We start from the raw sequence: 16,131 nt of genomic DNA, 5'->3' as shown, positions 1-16,131 counted from the left end.
GGTCCAGTCGTTGGCCCATGCTGACGGCTGAGAAAGAGTTCAGGGGCACATGGCGCTGAGGATCGCACGACTGGAACATCAGCACACCCGGTGGCTGACGGACCTGCTTGCGCGCAACCCCTGCGAGAACGTCTACCTCATCTCCCTGCTCGAAGTCACGGGCACCGCCCGTCTGGGCTCCCCGGCAGGCACGCTGTACGGAATCTTCGATGGTGACCGGCCCGTCGCCGCCTACTGGGTGGGCGGCAACATCATCCCGGTCGCAGCGACTCCGGCGACGAATGAGGTGCTCGCTCGCAAACTCAATGCCGACGGTCGCGTGTCCTGCTCACTCATCGGCAGCCGGTCCGTCATCCTCGACCTGCAGCAGCGACTCAATTGGGGCCGAGCGCGTGGAGTGCGTGAACGGCAGCCGCTGTTGGCCATCAGCTCGGATCCGCTGGTCACTCCCGATGAGCATGTGCACCGGGTGACCCTCGATGACCTCGGTGCGGTGTTTCCCGCCAGTGTGGACATGTTCACCAAAGAGGTCGGATTCTCACCGATCGAGGACGGCACCGCCGGGTACCTGGCGCGGGTGCGCGGGATCATCCGCGGCAAGAACTGCTACGCCCGGATCTCCTCCACCCTGCCCCAAGGCGGTGCGGTGCCGCGGTGGCCGGCCGAAGAGCAGGACGAACAGGTGCTGTTCAAGGCCGATATCGGCATCCGTGCCCGCCGCATCGTCCAAGTTCAAGGAGTATGGGTCCATCCCGCAGTGCGCAATCAGGGTCTGGGGGCAGCGGGCATGGCCGCGGTCGTCCAGCGCACGCGTGACAAAGGCCATTCCACGGTGAGCCTGTATGCCAATGACTACAACGAGACGGCGCTGCGCATGTATGCCCGCGTCGGCTTCGAACAGGTCGGCACCTTCGCCACCGTCATGTACTGAGCGGTCGGCGGATCAGTCGCGGCGGTTGCGCGACTGAGGTTTGGCCATATCGCCGAGGAACTTCTCCATCTCCCGGCGGTCCTTCTTCGTCGGACGCCCCAGCCCTTTGTCTCGCCGGGGCACGAATCCGCGCAGTGCCGGATCGGGCGGGGGAGTGAGGTCCTCATAGCACTGGACGGCGATGGAGGCCTGCATCCTCGTGGGGATGAAACCGGTGATCTTCCAGATGAATTCGGACCCGGCCTTGCGCACACGCACCTCTTGGCCGATGCTCACCTTCTGCGCGGCCTTGACGCGCTGACCGTCGACCTGCACATGCCCGCCGCGGCAGGCCTGAGTGGCGAGATTGCGGGTCTTGAACATCCGCGTCGTCCACAGCCACACGTCGACGCGCATGTGCTTTCCGGCATCGCGGTTGATCTCGGTCATCAGCGATGACCGTCCGAGAAATTCGTGCCGGACGAGGGCATCCCCGCATCGGCACCATCGGGGTCCTGTATCCGGGAGTCGGCGCGCAGCGCCAGTGCCGAGCGCCGGGTGAAAGTCTGCGCGGGACGCCCTCGCCCCTGGCTGACGGCCTCCCCGGTGGGATCGAGCAGCGGCAGCATGGTGCGGCGGAACGTATCTGCCTGGAGGCTCTCCCCGGCGACGATCTCGTGGAGCTCGCGCAGCTGCCGCAGCGAGAACTCCTTCTCCAGGAGCCCGAAGGGATCCGGGGTGCGTTCGTGGAACGCCCGCAGTCGGTGCACGGCCACGCGCACGATCTCCTGATGCTCGGCGCTGAGCTCGCCGACATCGTGGACGGGCACGAGCTTCCGCCTGTGGACGGGGGAGTCCGGGTGATCGGAATCCGATTCGGCAGGATCAGGGTCGGCCGCCTCGGGGAGGACCGCCTCGGCGGGGGAAGATTCCGTCACCTGCGCCGGAGCATCCGCCACGGCCGCCTCGGTGGGATCGTCCTCCTCGGCGAGTCCGACATCGGAGGCGGAGAGAACATCGAGGTGGGCCACGGAGATCACCCAGCCGCGATCATCGCGGTCGGGTTGGTCGAACACGTGCAGCTGGACGGGGGCGCGGTCGACCAAACGAGCCTTTTCGCGCAGACAGCGGGCGACCGCCTCGGCGAGGCGTTCCTGCGGACGCAGGATCGACCCGGGCAGCTGCCACACCCCATCTCCTGGATGGGTCATGAGAACATGCAGGCCACGGCCGGGCACGGGGCAGAGGACCGCGGTGTCGACCGCGACCGAGGGCCGCGGGAACTGCGTGAGTTGGCTGGGATCAGGCATGCTCTTCGTATCGTTCGGACTCGTCATTTCAGCGGGGACCGGGCGGGGACCGGACGGCCCCGACCGATGCCGGGCTTCGGTGCTGCAGCCACCAGTCTAATTCTCTTCCCGCAGGTGACGAATCCGCGCCCGCTCCGATTCCCTCCGGCTCGCCCGCGTGCGATAGTGTTCGATCTGAGTCTTGACAAGTTGAGGAGATTTACCCATGGCCCTGCGCATGTCGTCCCTGTTCGTGCGAACCCAGAAGGAAGACCCGGTCGGCGCCGAGGTGGCCAGCCACAAACTGCTCCACCGTGCCGGATACATCCGCAGGTCAGCACCGGGAATCTACACGTGGCTGCCGCTGGGACTGGCCGTGCTCGGCAAGATCGAAGCCATCGTGCGCGAAGAGATGGCGCTCGCCGGCTCCCAAGAGGTCCACTTCCCGGGCCTGCTGCCCGCCGATCCGTACAAGAAGTCCGGCCGTTGGGAGGCCTTCGGTCCCGACCTCTTCCATCTCAAGGACCGCCGCGAAAACGACTACATCCTCGCCCCCACGCATGAGGAGGTCTTCACCCTTCTGGTCAAGGACCTCTACTCCTCGTACAAAGACCTGCCGCTGTCGATCTACCAGATCCAGACCAAATACCGCGACGAGGCTCGCCCTCGGGCCGGACTGCTGCGCGGACGCGAATTCATCATGAAGGACGCCTACTCCTTCGACATCGACGACGCCGGACTCGACGCCTCCTACGAGGCCATGCGCGTGGCCTATCTGCGGGCCTTCGCCCGCCTCGGCCTGCCGTGCCTGCCGGTCAAGGCGACCCCGGGTGCCATGGGCGGCTCCGGGACAGAGGAGTTCATCTACCCCTCCGAGGTCGGGGAGGACACGTTCGTGAAGTCGCCCGGCGGATATGCCGCAAACGTCGAGGCCGTGACCTCGATCGTCCCCGAGGCGATTCCCTACTCGCAGTCGCCGGCCGCGCATGTCGAGGACACCCCCGACACCCCGACCATCGAGACCCTCGTGGCAGCCGCAAACGCCTCGCACCCGCGCTCCGATCGTGAGTGGACGGCCGCAGACACACTGAAGAACGTCGTCTGCGCCGTCACCCACCCCGACGGCACCCGCGAGATCATCGTCATCGGCCTGCCCGGCGACCGCGAAGTCGACCTCGACCGGGCCGCCGGCACCGGAATGCTCGGCGACGGTGAGGTCGACCTCGAAGCCGCGACGGCTGAGGATCTCGCCGCCCATTCGGAGCTCGTCAAGGGTTACATCGGACCCGGCAACTCCCTCGACGCGCCGGTTCTCGGCCTCGAATCGCCCTCGAAGATCCGCTACCTCCTCGACCCTCGCGTCGTCGACGGCACCCGCTGGATCACTGGAGCCAATGAGCCCGGACGCCACGTCTTCGACCTCGTCGCCGGACGGGACTTCACTGCCGACGGCACCATCGAAGCCGCCCAGGTCGTCCTCGGCGATCCGGCACCGGACGGCTCCGGTCCGCTGGAGCTGGCCCGCGGTGTCGAGATCGGTCAGATCTTCAAGCTCGGCCGCAAGTACGCCGAGTCCCTCGACCTCAAGGTGCTCGACCAGAACGGCAAGGCGACGACCGTGACCATGGGCTCCTACGGTCTCGGCGTCACCCGCGTCATGGCCTGCATCGCCGAGGAATACCATTCCGAGGACGGCCTCCTGTGGCCCCAGCACCTGGCCCCGGCCGATGTGCACATCATCGTCGCCGGCAAGGGTGAGGAGATCGCTCAAGCCGCCGAGAAGATGACGACCGAACTCGAGGCCGAAGGCATCAGCGTCCTGCTCGATGACCGCAATAAGGTTTCGCCCGGATTCAAGTTCGCCGATGCCGAGCTCATCGGCATTCCCACCGTCATCGTCGTCGGCCGCGGTCTGGCCGATGGCGTCGTCGAGGTCCGCGACCGTCTGGCCGGGGAGAAGTCCGACCAGCCCGTCGCCGAGGTGGTTCCTGCCACCGTGGCACGTGTGCGTGAGGCGTACGCGAAGGCTGCAGCCGCAGCCGACGCGGCGATCAGCGCCGACCAGAACGCCTGAGCCGCCTCGGTGTTCGAAGCTCTCGCCGGAGGAATCGATGTCACCTGGACGATGGTCCTGTGGCTGCTCGCCGCGGGAGTTCTGGCCGGGTGGATCGATGCCGTCGTCGGCGGGGGCGGGCTGATCCAGCTGCCCGCGCTGCTGCTCGTGCCGGGGATGAGCCCCGTGCAGGCGGTCGCGACGAATAAGATCGGGTCGATTGCGGGCACGACCGCCTCGGCGGTCACCTATCTGCGCAAGATCACCCCGGACCGGTCGGCGACGATTCCGGCCGCGGCCTCGGCGTTCTTGGGTGCCGTGCTCGGGGCGAAACTCGCGACCTTGGTGCCCAGCGACGCTTTCACCCCGATCATTCTGCTCGCGCTTATCGGGGTCGGGATCTTCACGGTGCTCAACCCGAGCCTCGGCGCCGATGCCACGCTGCGGTTCGGGGAAACGTCGAAACGCCACCATGCCCTGTCGTGGCTGATCGGGCTCGTCATCGGCGTCTACGACGGAGTGCTCGGGCCGGGGACGGGATCGTTCCTCGTCATCGCCTTCGTCTCGATCATCGGATTCTCGTTCCTACAGGCCTCGGCCACGGCGAAGGTGATCAACTGGGCGACGAACTTCGGGGCGCTCGTCTACTTCATCCCCGACGGTCAGGTCGTCTGGCTGCTGGGCGTGATCATGGCCGCCGGCAATGTCACCGGCGGGATCTTCGGTGCGCGCACCGCGCTGGCGAAGGGCTCCGGGTTCGTCCGCGTCGTCTTCGTCATCGTCGTCTCCGCTCTGATCCTCAAACTCGGCTTCGACTTCATCTCCACCCTCATCCACTAATTGCTACCTGACGGCGGCCCAGCAACCTCGCGCGAGGTATCTGGGCCGCCGTCAGGTAGTAATAAGGGGTTAGCCGATGGGTTTGAGGGCGTGGGCGTTGACTCCGGCGACATCGGCGCCGGACAGCGCGCGGGCCACCCACAGGGAGCGGGCAGCATCGGCCAGGCTCGAATTCGACCCGCCGGAGGCCGCGCGCAGATACCAGAACATGTTCGTGATCTCCCGTGCCACGGTCGCCCCCATCCCGTACTGCGGATCGACCCCGGCGCACAGCGCTAGGTCCGTGGCGAAACCACGCAGCCACGCCGCCTGCGCCTGCGGATGATCCGAGGGGATCTCGGCGAGGCGGTTCCACAGCACCGGGGCCAAGGTGTATGCGGTCGGACCGGCCAAAGGCTGCGGATCGATGGCCTTCCACGTCGAGATGCCCGTCGGGTCGGGATTGCCGGCGAGGATGTTGTAGTAGTGCAGATCGGCATGGATGAGCCAGTTCTCATCCGAGGACGCCAGAGTCTGCATCCAATTGCGGGCGAACGACAGCAGCAGAGAATCGTGAGGGCCCGCCTCCGACCACCCGGTCAACAGCGCGGCATCGGCATCGAACGAATTCAGCCACCCGGCCACGACATCCTGGACCCGCAGGAACTCCGAGGTCGCCGGAATCTCCAAGGACCGCTGCAGCGCACCCCACACCGGAGGCACATCGGCCAGTGGCAGCACGGACAGATTGTCCTTCGTGCGCAGCCGCTCCTGCAGAGTGACCCGGAAGCTGCGATCATCCCGGATGACCCGCACCGCCCCGTGCCCGTTCCACATCTTCAGCGCCCGCAGCACCTGCGCATGCGCGGCCGTATGTGCCGAGGTGGGAGCCGCGAACCGCAGCACCCCCTGATAGTTCTCCTGAGTGAGCACCGGAATCACCAAGGACTCGCACCCGGCCCACGGCGCCCCCGGCACATCGTCGAAGCGCAGCTTCCACCGATCGAGGAGTTCGTTTGCCATATAGTCGAGCGCGGCGACCCACGAATCGGTGCGATAATCGCCGATGATCTCGCGAGTCGCGCGGTAGAGAACCGGTGGGACCTTCACTCCTGCACCTCCGCCTGCCCGGGTTCGTCATAGGTGAAACGCAGCGGCTGCGGAGCGGCGAAGACCATCCGGTTCCGGGCCGATTCCCAGAGCCGGAGAATCGCCGAGGCGTCCGCCTCCAACCAGGGCAGAAGCGCGGAAGCGATGCCGTCTTCCAACGACAGCGCCAACTCCTTCGCGGAGTCCGCATCCGTCGGGGTGGGATCGAGCTTCCACGCCGAGGCGGCCGGATCGGCTGCGTCCTCACCGAGGCGTTCGAGCATCTCCCCGGACAGGGCACCCAAGGATTCGAGCCTGGCCAGGGTGGCTTTGCGTTCACGCGACTTCGAATCGAAGTTCACGGCCAGCCGTTCAAAGCCGTAAGCGGCAGCCCGCGACTGATTGAGGATCGCGTTGAACATCTCCGCCCGACCCTTCGGATCCTGGCTTCCGGAGTCGTTCGTCCCGGCATCCGCGTCGGCCCCACCGGTGGCACTGGGTGGCGCTGTCGCATCATCGCCGCCGTCCCTGTTCTGGTCGAGTTCCTCACGGCCGGCGCGGATGAGTTCGTCGGCGGTGGTGATGATCTCCGGGTTCTTCGTCCCAGCGACCAGAGCCAGACCCGTGGCCACATCGGCCAGGACGGGAATAAGGTCCGAACCTAAGGACGCTGAGGCTTCGAAGACGGCGCGGGAAGCCACCTCGGCGGCTTGGACGAAGGTGCGGTTCTTCTCTGTCGGAGGTGCCTCGGTGGCGAATTCGGTCGGCGGGTTCCATTCGGGACCGATCGCCGCAGCGAAGTCAGTAAGGTCCTCACCCGCGGTTTCGGGATCACCGGCGCCGGGAGAAGCGGAGTCCAAGGTGCGGGCCAGACGATTGCGCAGCTGCTGAGTCGCATCAAGAGTGGGGATCTTGGGATCTTGATCGAGTCGCAGGCCGCAGGCGGTGAGCAGGCTCAGACTCAACCCGCCGACGCCGGCAGTCAACAGGCCGCGGCGACTGACGGGAAAATGCATACGGCAATCCTATCGGATGCCCCGCCATCGCCGAGGGGCACCGACCGTCGCCCGCCCGACCGCAGAATGAGACGCGCACCCGGCAGAACCCCGCCGAAGGCTTAACCTCGACGGCGGCTGTCGCTTAGGGTGGGGGAGAACACGGCGGTCGCACACGTGCACGGTGCGCCGGCCCCCCTCGCCCCGCCTCGGTGAAGGGGACGCACAAGGATATGGAGGAGAAATGGACGAAGACGTCGAGCGGATCAAGGGCCTGCTCGCCCCGCCCCTGCAGGATGCGGGATTCCACCTCGAGACCGTCAAAGCGGTGGCGGCCGGTCCGCGGCGCACGTTGACCGTCGTCGTCGACCTCGACGAATCGAGCTCCGATCCGATGTCGATGGAGAAGATCGCCGAATCGACGAAGATCGTCGGCGACGCCCTCGACGAGGTCGAAATCTTCCGGGACAAGCCGTACCAGCTCGAGGTCACGAGCCCCGGCGCGACCCGGAAGCTCGAGACCCCACGCCACTTCCGACGCGTCATCGGCCGTCGCCTGGAGATCACGACGAAGAAGGACACCTTCAAGCTCGACCTCGCCGAGGTGGGGGAGAGTTCGATCACGGGCACGGACCCCCAGCGCAAGGAGTCGAAGACGGTCGACCTCGGCGAGATCCGCAAGGCCCAGGTGGAGTTGAAGTTCCGCTGAGGCGAACCTCACGTACCTCCGGCAGTGCGGCGGCCCCTTCGCAGACAGAGTGCGGGCGCGGACTGGGATAGACTGTTACGCCTGCATAAGTGAACACAGACAATTCAATGCTCGGTTGAGCGAGAGAGGACTTAGACATGGACATCGACCTCAATGTTCTGCGCGTCATCGAACGAGAGCGTGAGATTCCGCTGGAAACCCTCATCGAACTCATCGAACAGGCGCTCTTCCTCGCCTACCAGAAGACCGAAGGGGCCTGGCCCGACGCCCGTGCCGAACTCGACAAGTCCACCGGCGAGGTGCGCATCCTCGCCGTGGAATTCGACAACGACGACAACCCGATCGGCGAGTTCGACGACACTCCCACCGGCTTCGGCCGCATCGCCGCCCAGACCGCTCGGCAGGTCATCCACCAGCGGCTGCGCGATGTCGAGGACGAGACGCTGCTGGGCACATTCAAGGGCCGTGAGGGCGAGATCGTCTCGGGCATCATCCAGCAGGGCCGCGACCCGCAGATGGTCCAGGTCGACATCGGAGACGTCGAAGCCGTGCTGCCCCCGCACGAACAGGTCCCCGGCGAGACCTACGCCCACGGCACCCGACTGCGCGTCTACATCGCCGACGTGCACAAGGGCACGAAGGGCACCTCGGTCACCGTCTCCCGCACCCACCCGAACCTCGTGCGCCGACTCTTCGCCCATGAGGCTCCGGAGATCGCCGACGGCACTGTCGAGATCGTGTCCCTGGCCCGCGAAGCCGGCCACCGCACGAAGCTCGCCGTGCGCGCCACGAAGCCGGGAGTCAACGCGAAGGGATCGTGCATCGGCGAACTCGGCTCCCGTGTGCGTGCGGTGATGAACGAACTCGGCCAGGAGAAGATCGACATCGTCGACTACTCCGACGACCCGGCGAAGTTCATCGCACACGCCTTGTCCCCGGCCAAGGCCAAGAGCGTCGAGATCCTCGACGCCGCCGCTCAGGAATCCCGCGCAGTCGTCCCCAACGACCAGCTGTCCCTGGCCATCGGCAAGGAAGGGCAGAACGCCCGCCTGGCAGCCAAGCTCACCGGCTGGAAGATCGACATCGTCGCAGGCGAATAGCCTCGTGCAGTGATTCGCACCACTGGCCCCCTTGGCGCGAGCCCGGGTGCCGGTGCTGTAGAATCATTCATTGTGAATGTTGGTGATGGACCCGTAAGGACGTGCATCGCCTGTAGGCAGAAGGCCGGTCGGGACGAGCTGACACGCTTCGTGTTCCGCCCCGATCAGCACCCCGCCGTCGTCCGCGATGTGTCAGCGACACTGCCGGGACGTGGTGCGTGGGTGCATCCTGATGCGAAGTGCCTGGACAAGGCCCTGACCACTGCCGCCTTCGCTCGATCCTTTCGAACGAAGATCACCGCCTCGGACCTCCCGAGGCCGGACACCGAACCCAAAGAGAACGGGTAGCCGAATGGATGACAAGTTGTGAGTGTCGCACGATGACACCCAAACGGAATTCGAGAGAGCAGTGAAATGAGTACTGCTCTTCATTGATGAGGTTCTTTCCTGACCGGGAAAGAACCCGGACAGGAGAACTGTGGCAAAGCCCCGTGTCCATGAGCTCGCGAAAGAGCTCGGCACAACAAGTAAGAACGTCCTCGAAAAGCTCCAGGACATGGGCGAATTCGTTCGCTCCGCCTCTTCGACGCTCGAAGCGCCCGTCGTGCGCCGCGTGAAGGAGGCATTCGCCGATTCCTCTTCCGCTGATGGTGAGAAGTCCACCGGCGCGAAGAAGGCCGCCAAGCCGGCCGCGAAGCCCGGAGCCCCGAAACCCGGTGCGAAGCCCGCACCCAAGCCCGCCGCGAAGTCGGCCGCCAAGCCGGGTGCTGCGAAGTCCGCCGGTGCGGCGAAATCGGCCCCCGCCGAGGATGCCGCCCCCGCTGCGAAGTCCGCACCGAAGCCTGCCGCCAAGCCGGCGACCCCGGCTGCCCCGGAGGCAGCCGAATCGACCGAGGCTCCCGCTGCCAAGCCGGCTGCCTCCTCGGCGCCGAAGCCCGGTGCCCCGAAGCCGGCTGCCGCACCCAAGCCCGGTGCCCCGAAGCCCGGCGCTCCCAAGCCGGGTGCTGCCGGGAAGCCCGGCGGTCGTGGTGCCGCGCGTCCCGGAAACAACCCCTTCGCTTCCTCGCAGGGAATGCCGAAGCCCGGTCGCGGACCCAAGCCCGGCGGTCGTGCGGGCCAGGGCGGTCAAGGCGGTCAGGGTGGCCAGGGCGGACGCCCCGGAAACAATCCGTTTGCGCCTTCGCAGGGAATGCCGAAGCCCGGCCAGAAGCAGCGCGGATCCGGTGAGGAATCCTCGGGCGGTCCCCGTCCGGCACCTCGCCCGGGCGCACCACGCCCGAACCCGTCGATGCTGAAGAACTCGGCACTGAACAAGCCCGCTCCCGGCCGCGGTCGCGGCGGCGGACGCGGAAACGCCCCAGGCGGCGGCGCACCCGGTGCCCCGGGCGGCGCTCCCGGCGGTCCTCGTCGTGGACCCGGCGGCGGTCCCGGTGGTCGCGGTTCAGGTCGCGGTCGCGGAAGCACGCAGGGTGCATTCGGCCGCGGCGGCGGTCCCCGTCAGAAGGGACGCAAGTCGAAGCGGGCGAAGCGCGCAGAGCTCGAACAGATGCAGGCTCCCTCGGTCGGTGGCGTCACCGTTCCGCGCGGAGACGGCAACACGCCGCTGCGTCTGCGTCGCGGCTCCTCGCTGGCCGACTTCGCCGAGAAGATCAATACCGATCCGACGAACCTCGTGACCGTGCTCTTCCACCTCGGTGAGATGGCCACGATCACCCAGTCCCTCGACGAGGCGACCTTCGAGGTCCTCGGCGAAGAGCTCGGCTACAAGATCGAGATCGTCTCGCCCGAAGACGAAGATCGTGAGCTGCTGGAGACCTTCGACATCGACCTCGATGCCGAAGCCGCAGAAGAGGATGACGAGGACCTGCAGGCACGTCCGCCGGTCGTCACCGTCATGGGTCACGTCGACCACGGTAAGACCAAGCTGCTCGACGCGATCCGCTCGGCCAATGTCGCTTCCCGCGAAGCCGGCGGAATCACCCAGCACATCGGTGCCTACCAGGCCGAGGTCGAGCACGAGGGAGAAGACCGCAAGATCACCTTCCTCGACACCCCCGGTCACGAGGCGTTCACCGCCATGCGTGCCCGTGGTGCGAAGTCGACGGACCTCGCGATCCTCGTGGTCGCCGCCGACGACGGCGTCATGCCGCAGACGATCGAAGCTCTCAACCACGCTCAGGCGGCCGATGTGCCGATCGTCGTGGCCGTGAACAAGATCGACAAGGAAGGCGCCAACCCCGCCAAGGTCATGCAGCAGCTGACCGAATACAACCTCGTGGCCGAAGAATACGGCGGCGAGACCATGTTCGTGCCGATCTCCGCGCTCAAGCGCGAGGGCATCGACCAGCTGCTCGAATCCGTTCTGCTGACCACCGATGCGGCCCTGGACCTGCGGGCGAACCCCGACAAGTCCGCTCGCGGCATCGCGATCGAAGCCAAGCTCGACAAGGGCCGCGGTGCGGTTGCCACCGTCCTCGTCGAGTCCGGCACCCTGCGTCAGGGCGACGCCATCGTCTGCGGCACCGCCTACGGACGTGTGCGTGCGATGTTCGACGAGAACGGAAACGTCGTCGAGGAGGCAGGGCCCTCCCGCCCCGTGCAGGTGCTCGGCCTGTCGTCCGTCCCGCGTGCCGGTGACTCGTTCATCTCCACCGATGACGACCGCACGGCCCGTCAGATCGCTGAGAAGCGTGACGCCATCGAGCGCAACGCCGCTCAGGCCCGCGGTCGCAAGCGCATCAGCCTTGAGGACTTCACGAAGGCTCTGGCTGAGGGCAAGGTCGACATGCTCAACCTCATCCTCAAGGGTGACGTCTCCGGTGCTGTCGAAGCGCTCGAGGATTCGCTGCTCAAGATCGATGTGGGCGACGACGTCGACCTGCGGATCATCCACCGCGGCGTCGGTGCGATCACGGAGAACGACATCAACCTGGCCACGGTCGACAACGCGATCGTCCTCGGCTTCAACGTCCGTCCGGAAGCGAAGGCTCGCGACCTGGCAGACCGCGAAGGCGTCGACGTCCGCTACTACTCGGTCATCTACCAGGCGATCGACGACATCGAGTCCTCGCTCAAGGGCATGCTCAAGCCCGAGTACGAAGAGGTCCAGACCGGTACCGCGGAGATCCGCGAGGTCTTCCGCTCCTCGAAGTTCGGCAACATCGCCGGTTCGATCGTCCGCGACGGCCTCATCAAGCGGAACTCGACCGCTCGCGTCACCCGCGACGGAATCGTCATCGGCGACAACGTCCACATCGAATCGCTGCGCCGGTTCAAGGACGATGCGACCGAGGTCCGCGAGGGCTACGAGTGCGGTATCGGACTCGGCAAGTTCAACGACCTGCGCGTCGGCGACATCATCGAGACCTTCGAGATGCAAGAGAAGCCGCGCGACTGATCGGTCGCACAGCGAGTTCCACCCGCTGATTCGACAGCGCAGCAGCGCAGGCGAGGAGGATGGGACTCACATCGTGAGTCGACGGCTCCGGTCGGCCCCCGAACGGGGGACCGGCCGGAGCCGGTTCGATTGCACAGCTAATATTGGGTCGGAAGAGTTGTTCCGGCCCCGAACAGAAGGACACACACCATGGCAGACTCGACACGGGCCCGCAAGATCGCCGACCAGATCAAGGTCATCGTCGCCAGCACCATCGAGCGCAAGCTCAAGGATCCCCGCCTCGGCTTCGTCACCGTCACCGATGTTCGCGTGACCGGCGATCTGCAGCACGCCACCATCTTCTACACCGTCTACGGCGACGACCAGGATCTCGTCGGCACCAGTCATGCCCTCGAATCGGCCAAGGGCTTCATCCGCTCCGAGGTCGGCAAGGGGCTGACGATCCGTCTGACCCCGAGCCTCGAATTCATCGCCGATGCCGTCCCCGAGGCGGCCGCCCGTCTCGACGGACTGCTCGCTCAGGCCGCCGCCGACGACGCTCGAGTCGCCGGGTTGGCCAAGAACGCGCAGCATGCAGGTGAATCCGACCCGTACAAGAAGGCCGACGACGCCGACGAGGAGTGATCGTCGCATTCCAGCGAACAGACTGCATCGCGCCTGGTCATCGGGTGGAGAGCGGCGGAACGGCCGTTCCGGGTCCGATTTGAGCTTCGTCACGTCACGAAAAAAGTTCTCGTAACAGTTTTGTTATCTTTCCGAGATGTCGTAGACTTTTTGCGGTAACGAAATGATTACGACTCTGTTAAGGGAATTCTGCATTGGGTAAGCACTCCTCACCGAAGCCGTCGTTCGCGAAGCAGCTGATCCGGGACCTGACTCCCGGCAAGCGCCCCGCAGGCCGACGCGCAGCGAATGCGCCGTCCTCGGCGACTTCCGTGCTGGCGACCGTCAAGCAGCGTCCCGTCGTCGCCGCGATCGCCGTTCCTGCAGCCGCGACCGCCGCCGTCGTCGGTTCGACCGTCGTCATGGGTCCGCCCGAGTCCGGCAACGTCACCACCGAGGCCGCATCGACGACCCCCGAGGAGTCGACCACTGCCTCGACCCCGAGTCAGAAAGAACTCGACGCCGAACGCAAGAAGGCCGGCGAAGAGTACCTGGAGAAGGTCAAGGACGACCCGAAGTACAAGAACAAGACCTCGAAGACCGATCTCGAGGTCAAGGCTCCGCCGAAGCCCAAGCCGACCGCGGAATCCTCGGCTGCTGAGGAGAAGAGCGACGATTCGTCCTCCGATGAGAAGTCTTCCGATGAGAAGTCCTCCGGCGAAGGCACCTCCTCGGACACCTCGGCACCGCCGTGCAGCGTGTCCTCCTCGATCGAGTCCGGCCTGCTGCCGAACGCCGTCAACGGCTACCGTGCTGTCTGCGCGAAGTTCCCCGAGGTCAAGACCTTCGGCGGACGTCGCCCCGGCACCGGTTCGGATCACAACACCGGTGAAGCCGTCGACATCATGATCACCGGATCCACCGGCGACCGCATCGCCGAATACCTCATCCAGAACCAGAGCGCCCTCAACGTCAAGTACGTCATCTGGAAGCAGCGCATCTGGATGCCCGGACAGGGCTGGAAGGGCATGGAGGACCGCGGAGACGCGACCGCCAACCACTTCGACCACGTGCACGCGTCCTTCAACTGATCGCACACCCAGTGAGCGATACTTCCCCACAGGGCGTCCTTGTCTGCGACAAACCGCAGGGACTGAGCTCCCACGGCGTGGTCTCCCGCATCCGCCGTTGGTTCGGGACGAAGAAGGTCGGCCACGCCGGCACTCTCGACCCGATGGCCACGGGCGTCCTCGTGCTCGGCCTCGGCCGCGGCACCAAGCTGCTCACCTACATCACCGGGGTCTCGAAGACCTACTTCGCCACCATTCGCCTGGGGGCATCGACGCCGACCGATGATGCCGATTCCGAGCCCGATCGCTTCGCCGATCCGTCCGATCTCGCTCGTGTCGACGCTGCGGCCATCGAGGCCGCCGTGGCCAAGCTGCGCGGCCCCATCGATCAGGTGCCCAGCGCCGTCTCGGCGATCAAGGTCGACGGCAAGCGCTCCTACGCCCGCGTCCGTGCCGGTGAGAACGTCGAACTCAAGGCCCGTCGTGTCGAGGTATCGGCCTTCGAGATCATCGACATCCGCTTCGCCGCCGAGGACGGGCATATCGACGTCGATGTCGAAGTCGACTGCTCGTCGGGCACCTATGTGCGCGCCCTGGCCCGCGATATCGGCACCGACCTCGGCGTCTTCGGCCATCTCACCGCGCTCAGGCGGACGCGCGTCGGCGATTTCCACATCGACCAGGCCGTGACCCTGCCCGAGGACCTCGACCTCCCCGCGCCCAGCCTCATCTCCCTCGCCGAGGCGGCCCGCACCCTCCTGCCCGTCGTCACCGTCGATGCCGAGCGGGCCCGCGCCCTCATGCAGGGCAAGATCGTTGAGGCTGGTGACTGGCATATAGGCTCCGACGCCGGCGACGCGGGGAACCGAGAGGTCGCCGTCATCTGCGATGACGCCCTCGTCTCCGTGGCCGAAGTGCGTCGGAATGGCGGTCTGAAGTCGCTGACCGCCTTCGCCATCGACCTCGCCTGAGGGGCTCAGCCTTCACGCTCGAAACAACTAAATAGTTTGTATTCATCAGATACAACTGAAACTATTGTGTCTGAGGCTATCATCTGGTCTACTTGTCCTATGTTCGTCTTGACCATCGACCAGCAGGATTCGCGGTCGAACGCCGACGCGGTGCCCCGCATCCTCGATGCTCTCTCTCCGATCGACACGGTCGTTCCCTTCGCCCGCACCATCGGTGACGAGGTCCAAGGGGTCCTCGACGGTCCCGACGCCGTCGCCGAGGCGGTCCGCCGTATCGGCATCGACTCCGGTTGGCATATCGGCCTCGGAATCGGCGAGGTCGAACGGCCGCTGCCCGAGACGACCACCGAAGGCAGGGGAGAAGCCTTCTACTCCGCCCGCCAGGCGGTCGAAGCGGCCAAATCCGCACCGGTCCACCTCGTCGTGAGCGCCGACCCGGACGTCGTCAGCGCCGATGCGGACAGTGACCATCGTGGGCTGGCGGAGGCAGCTCTGCGGCTCCTCATCAGCACGCTGACAGAGCTGCGCGGTCACTCCCGCGGCTACGTCGGATACCGACTGGACCACCCTGATGCCACTCAGGCCGAGATCGCCGCGGAATTCGACGTCTCCCAACAGGCGGTCTCTCGGGTGCTGGCGGCCGGTCCCGCCGAGATCATCGCCGGGGCCGAGCACCTGGCCCGACATCACCTCGACCGGCTCCAACGAGCCCTATCGGAAGGAGACGCACATGTGGACTGACGTGCTCGTCGCCATCGCCGCCGCCATCATCGCGGCCCTCATCGGCTGGCCACTCGTCCCGCTTCTCCTCCGTCTGACCCATGCGGGCCCGGGCTCCAAGCCCGAACGCACAGGAGCCGAGGACGTCGAAGTCCTGCGCGGCGGACTGTGGATCGGCATCGTTGAACGCGCACTCATCGCCGGTGCGATCGTGCTCGGTCGCCCCGAACTCATGGCCGTGGTCATCGCGGTCAAAGGGCTCGGGCGCTTCGCGGAGATCAAGTCCTCGGCGGCCGCGGGGGAGCGGTTCATCATCGGCACCTTCGTCTCCATCGCCTTGGCCTCCCTCCTCGGCGTCATCGGGTGGGCGATCGTTGCCTGAACCCGTCCTTCCGCCTCGGCGAGG

At 66.2% G+C, this 16,131-nt stretch carries 16 protein-coding genes; 12 read left to right on the top strand and 4 right to left on the bottom strand.

The features are described 5' to 3' along the window. Positions 1–49: 49 nt before the first annotated feature. Entirely contained in the window at positions 50–931 is an 882-nt protein-coding gene (locus ACVZTU_RS11940) for a GNAT family N-acetyltransferase (RefSeq protein WP_139908433.1), read from the top strand. Positions 932–943: 12 nt separating this feature from the next. Here ACVZTU_RS11940 and ACVZTU_RS11935 read toward each other — a convergent pair whose 3' ends face one another. Beyond that, complete coding sequence (locus tag ACVZTU_RS11935; RefSeq protein WP_139468792.1) at positions 944–1,360, bottom strand: RNA-binding S4 domain-containing protein; 417 nt, start codon at positions 1,358–1,360, stop codon at positions 944–946. Further along, complete coding sequence (locus ACVZTU_RS11930; protein ID WP_229664182.1) at positions 1,360–2,220, bottom strand: NUDIX hydrolase; 861 nt, start codon at positions 2,218–2,220, stop codon at positions 1,360–1,362. The genes ACVZTU_RS11935 and ACVZTU_RS11930 overlap by 1 nt, the downstream gene beginning before the upstream one ends. A gap of 205 nt (positions 2,221–2,425) precedes the next feature. On the opposite strand from ACVZTU_RS11930, the gene ACVZTU_RS11925 reads away from it, so the two are divergent. Together ACVZTU_RS11925 and ACVZTU_RS11920 are read left to right on the top strand one after the other, a co-directional pair. After that, positions 2,426–4,273, top strand: a complete 1,848-nt coding sequence (locus tag ACVZTU_RS11925) for a proline--tRNA ligase (protein WP_139468791.1) — start codon at positions 2,426–2,428, stop codon at positions 4,271–4,273. Positions 4,274–4,282: 9 nt separating this feature from the next. Then, entirely contained in the window at positions 4,283–5,092 is an 810-nt protein-coding gene (locus ACVZTU_RS11920; RefSeq protein ID WP_229664181.1) for a TSUP family transporter, read from the top strand. Positions 5,093–5,161: 69 nt separating this feature from the next. On the opposite strand, the gene ACVZTU_RS11915 is transcribed toward ACVZTU_RS11920, so the two are convergent. Together ACVZTU_RS11915 and ACVZTU_RS11910 are read right to left on the bottom strand one after the other, a co-directional pair. After that, complete coding sequence (locus ACVZTU_RS11915) at positions 5,162–6,181, bottom strand: aminoglycoside phosphotransferase family protein (RefSeq protein ID WP_139468790.1); 1,020 nt, start codon at positions 6,179–6,181, stop codon at positions 5,162–5,164. Next, the gene (locus ACVZTU_RS11910) at positions 6,178–7,176 is read right to left on the bottom strand and encodes a hypothetical protein (RefSeq protein WP_139468789.1); all 999 of its coding nucleotides are present in this window, start codon (positions 7,174–7,176) and stop codon (positions 6,178–6,180) included. The genes ACVZTU_RS11915 and ACVZTU_RS11910 overlap by 4 nt, the downstream gene beginning before the upstream one ends. Before the next feature lie 223 nt (positions 7,177–7,399). Between ACVZTU_RS11910 and ACVZTU_RS11905 the strand changes: the two genes are divergently transcribed. The 9 genes from ACVZTU_RS11905 (at position 7,400) to ACVZTU_RS11865 (ending at position 16,107) form a co-directional block, all read left to right on the top strand. Then, positions 7,400–7,864, top strand: a complete 465-nt coding sequence (locus tag ACVZTU_RS11905) for a ribosome maturation factor RimP (protein WP_139468788.1) — start codon at positions 7,400–7,402, stop codon at positions 7,862–7,864. A gap of 137 nt (positions 7,865–8,001) precedes the next feature. After that, the gene (gene nusA / locus ACVZTU_RS11900; protein ID WP_172174327.1) at positions 8,002–8,964 is read left to right on the top strand and encodes a transcription termination factor NusA; all 963 of its coding nucleotides are present in this window, start codon (positions 8,002–8,004) and stop codon (positions 8,962–8,964) included. A gap of 9 nt (positions 8,965–8,973) precedes the next feature. Next, positions 8,974–9,312 (top strand): YlxR family protein, encoded by a 339-nt coding sequence (locus ACVZTU_RS11895; RefSeq protein WP_308423783.1) that lies wholly within the window; start codon positions 8,974–8,976, stop codon positions 9,310–9,312. A gap of 130 nt (positions 9,313–9,442) precedes the next feature. Next, the gene (gene infB / locus ACVZTU_RS11890; RefSeq protein WP_139468787.1) at positions 9,443–12,361 is read left to right on the top strand and encodes a translation initiation factor IF-2; all 2,919 of its coding nucleotides are present in this window, start codon (positions 9,443–9,445) and stop codon (positions 12,359–12,361) included. Positions 12,362–12,550: 189 nt separating this feature from the next. Beyond that, entirely contained in the window at positions 12,551–12,985 is a 435-nt protein-coding gene (gene rbfA, locus ACVZTU_RS11885; RefSeq protein WP_181272033.1) for a 30S ribosome-binding factor RbfA, read from the top strand. A gap of 194 nt (positions 12,986–13,179) precedes the next feature. Beyond that, positions 13,180–14,055 carry a VldE C-terminal domain-containing protein gene (locus ACVZTU_RS11880; protein ID WP_139468785.1) on the top strand — a complete coding sequence of 292 codons (876 nt, stop codon included), beginning with the start codon at positions 13,180–13,182 and terminating at the stop codon, positions 14,053–14,055. Positions 14,056–14,066: 11 nt separating this feature from the next. Beyond that, entirely contained in the window at positions 14,067–15,005 is a 939-nt protein-coding gene (gene truB / locus ACVZTU_RS11875) for a tRNA pseudouridine(55) synthase TruB (protein ID WP_181272034.1), read from the top strand. 99 nt (positions 15,006–15,104) lie between these two features. Continuing rightward, a complete protein-coding gene (locus ACVZTU_RS11870) occupies positions 15,105–15,746 on the top strand; it encodes a hypothetical protein (RefSeq protein ID WP_139468783.1) in 642 nt (213 codons plus the stop codon). Continuing rightward, entirely contained in the window at positions 15,736–16,107 is a 372-nt protein-coding gene (locus tag ACVZTU_RS11865) for a hypothetical protein (RefSeq protein ID WP_139468782.1), read from the top strand. Before ACVZTU_RS11870 ends, ACVZTU_RS11865 begins: the two co-directional genes overlap by 11 nt. Positions 16,108–16,131: the final 24 nt, after the last annotated feature.

The organism is Brevibacterium sp. OS20 (assembly GCF_056837565.1).
The sequence above is the reverse complement of the archived record's forward strand: the minus strand, read 5'-3'. Positions and strand labels throughout refer to the sequence as shown.

Coding starts and splice junctions, on each gene's coding strand:
- ACVZTU_RS11940 (WP_139908433.1), top strand. CDS start 50: ATGGCGCTGAGGATCGCACGACTGGAACATCAGCACACCCGGTGGCTG.
- ACVZTU_RS11935 (WP_139468792.1), bottom strand. CDS start 1,360: ATGACCGAGATCAACCGCGATGCCGGAAAGCACATGCGCGTCGACGTG.
- ACVZTU_RS11930 (WP_229664182.1), bottom strand. CDS start 2,220: ATGCCTGATCCCAGCCAACTCACGCAGTTCCCGCGGCCCTCGGTCGCG.
- ACVZTU_RS11925 (WP_139468791.1), top strand. CDS start 2,426: ATGGCCCTGCGCATGTCGTCCCTGTTCGTGCGAACCCAGAAGGAAGAC.
- ACVZTU_RS11910 (WP_139468789.1), bottom strand. CDS start 7,176: ATGCATTTTCCCGTCAGTCGCCGCGGCCTGTTGACTGCCGGCGTCGGC.
- ACVZTU_RS11905 (WP_139468788.1), top strand. CDS start 7,400: ATGGACGAAGACGTCGAGCGGATCAAGGGCCTGCTCGCCCCGCCCCTG.
- nusA (WP_172174327.1), top strand. CDS start 8,002: ATGGACATCGACCTCAATGTTCTGCGCGTCATCGAACGAGAGCGTGAG.
- rbfA (WP_181272033.1), top strand. CDS start 12,551: ATGGCAGACTCGACACGGGCCCGCAAGATCGCCGACCAGATCAAGGTC.
- ACVZTU_RS11870 (WP_139468783.1), top strand. CDS start 15,105: ATGTTCGTCTTGACCATCGACCAGCAGGATTCGCGGTCGAACGCCGAC.
- ACVZTU_RS11865 (WP_139468782.1), top strand. CDS start 15,736: ATGTGGACTGACGTGCTCGTCGCCATCGCCGCCGCCATCATCGCGGCC.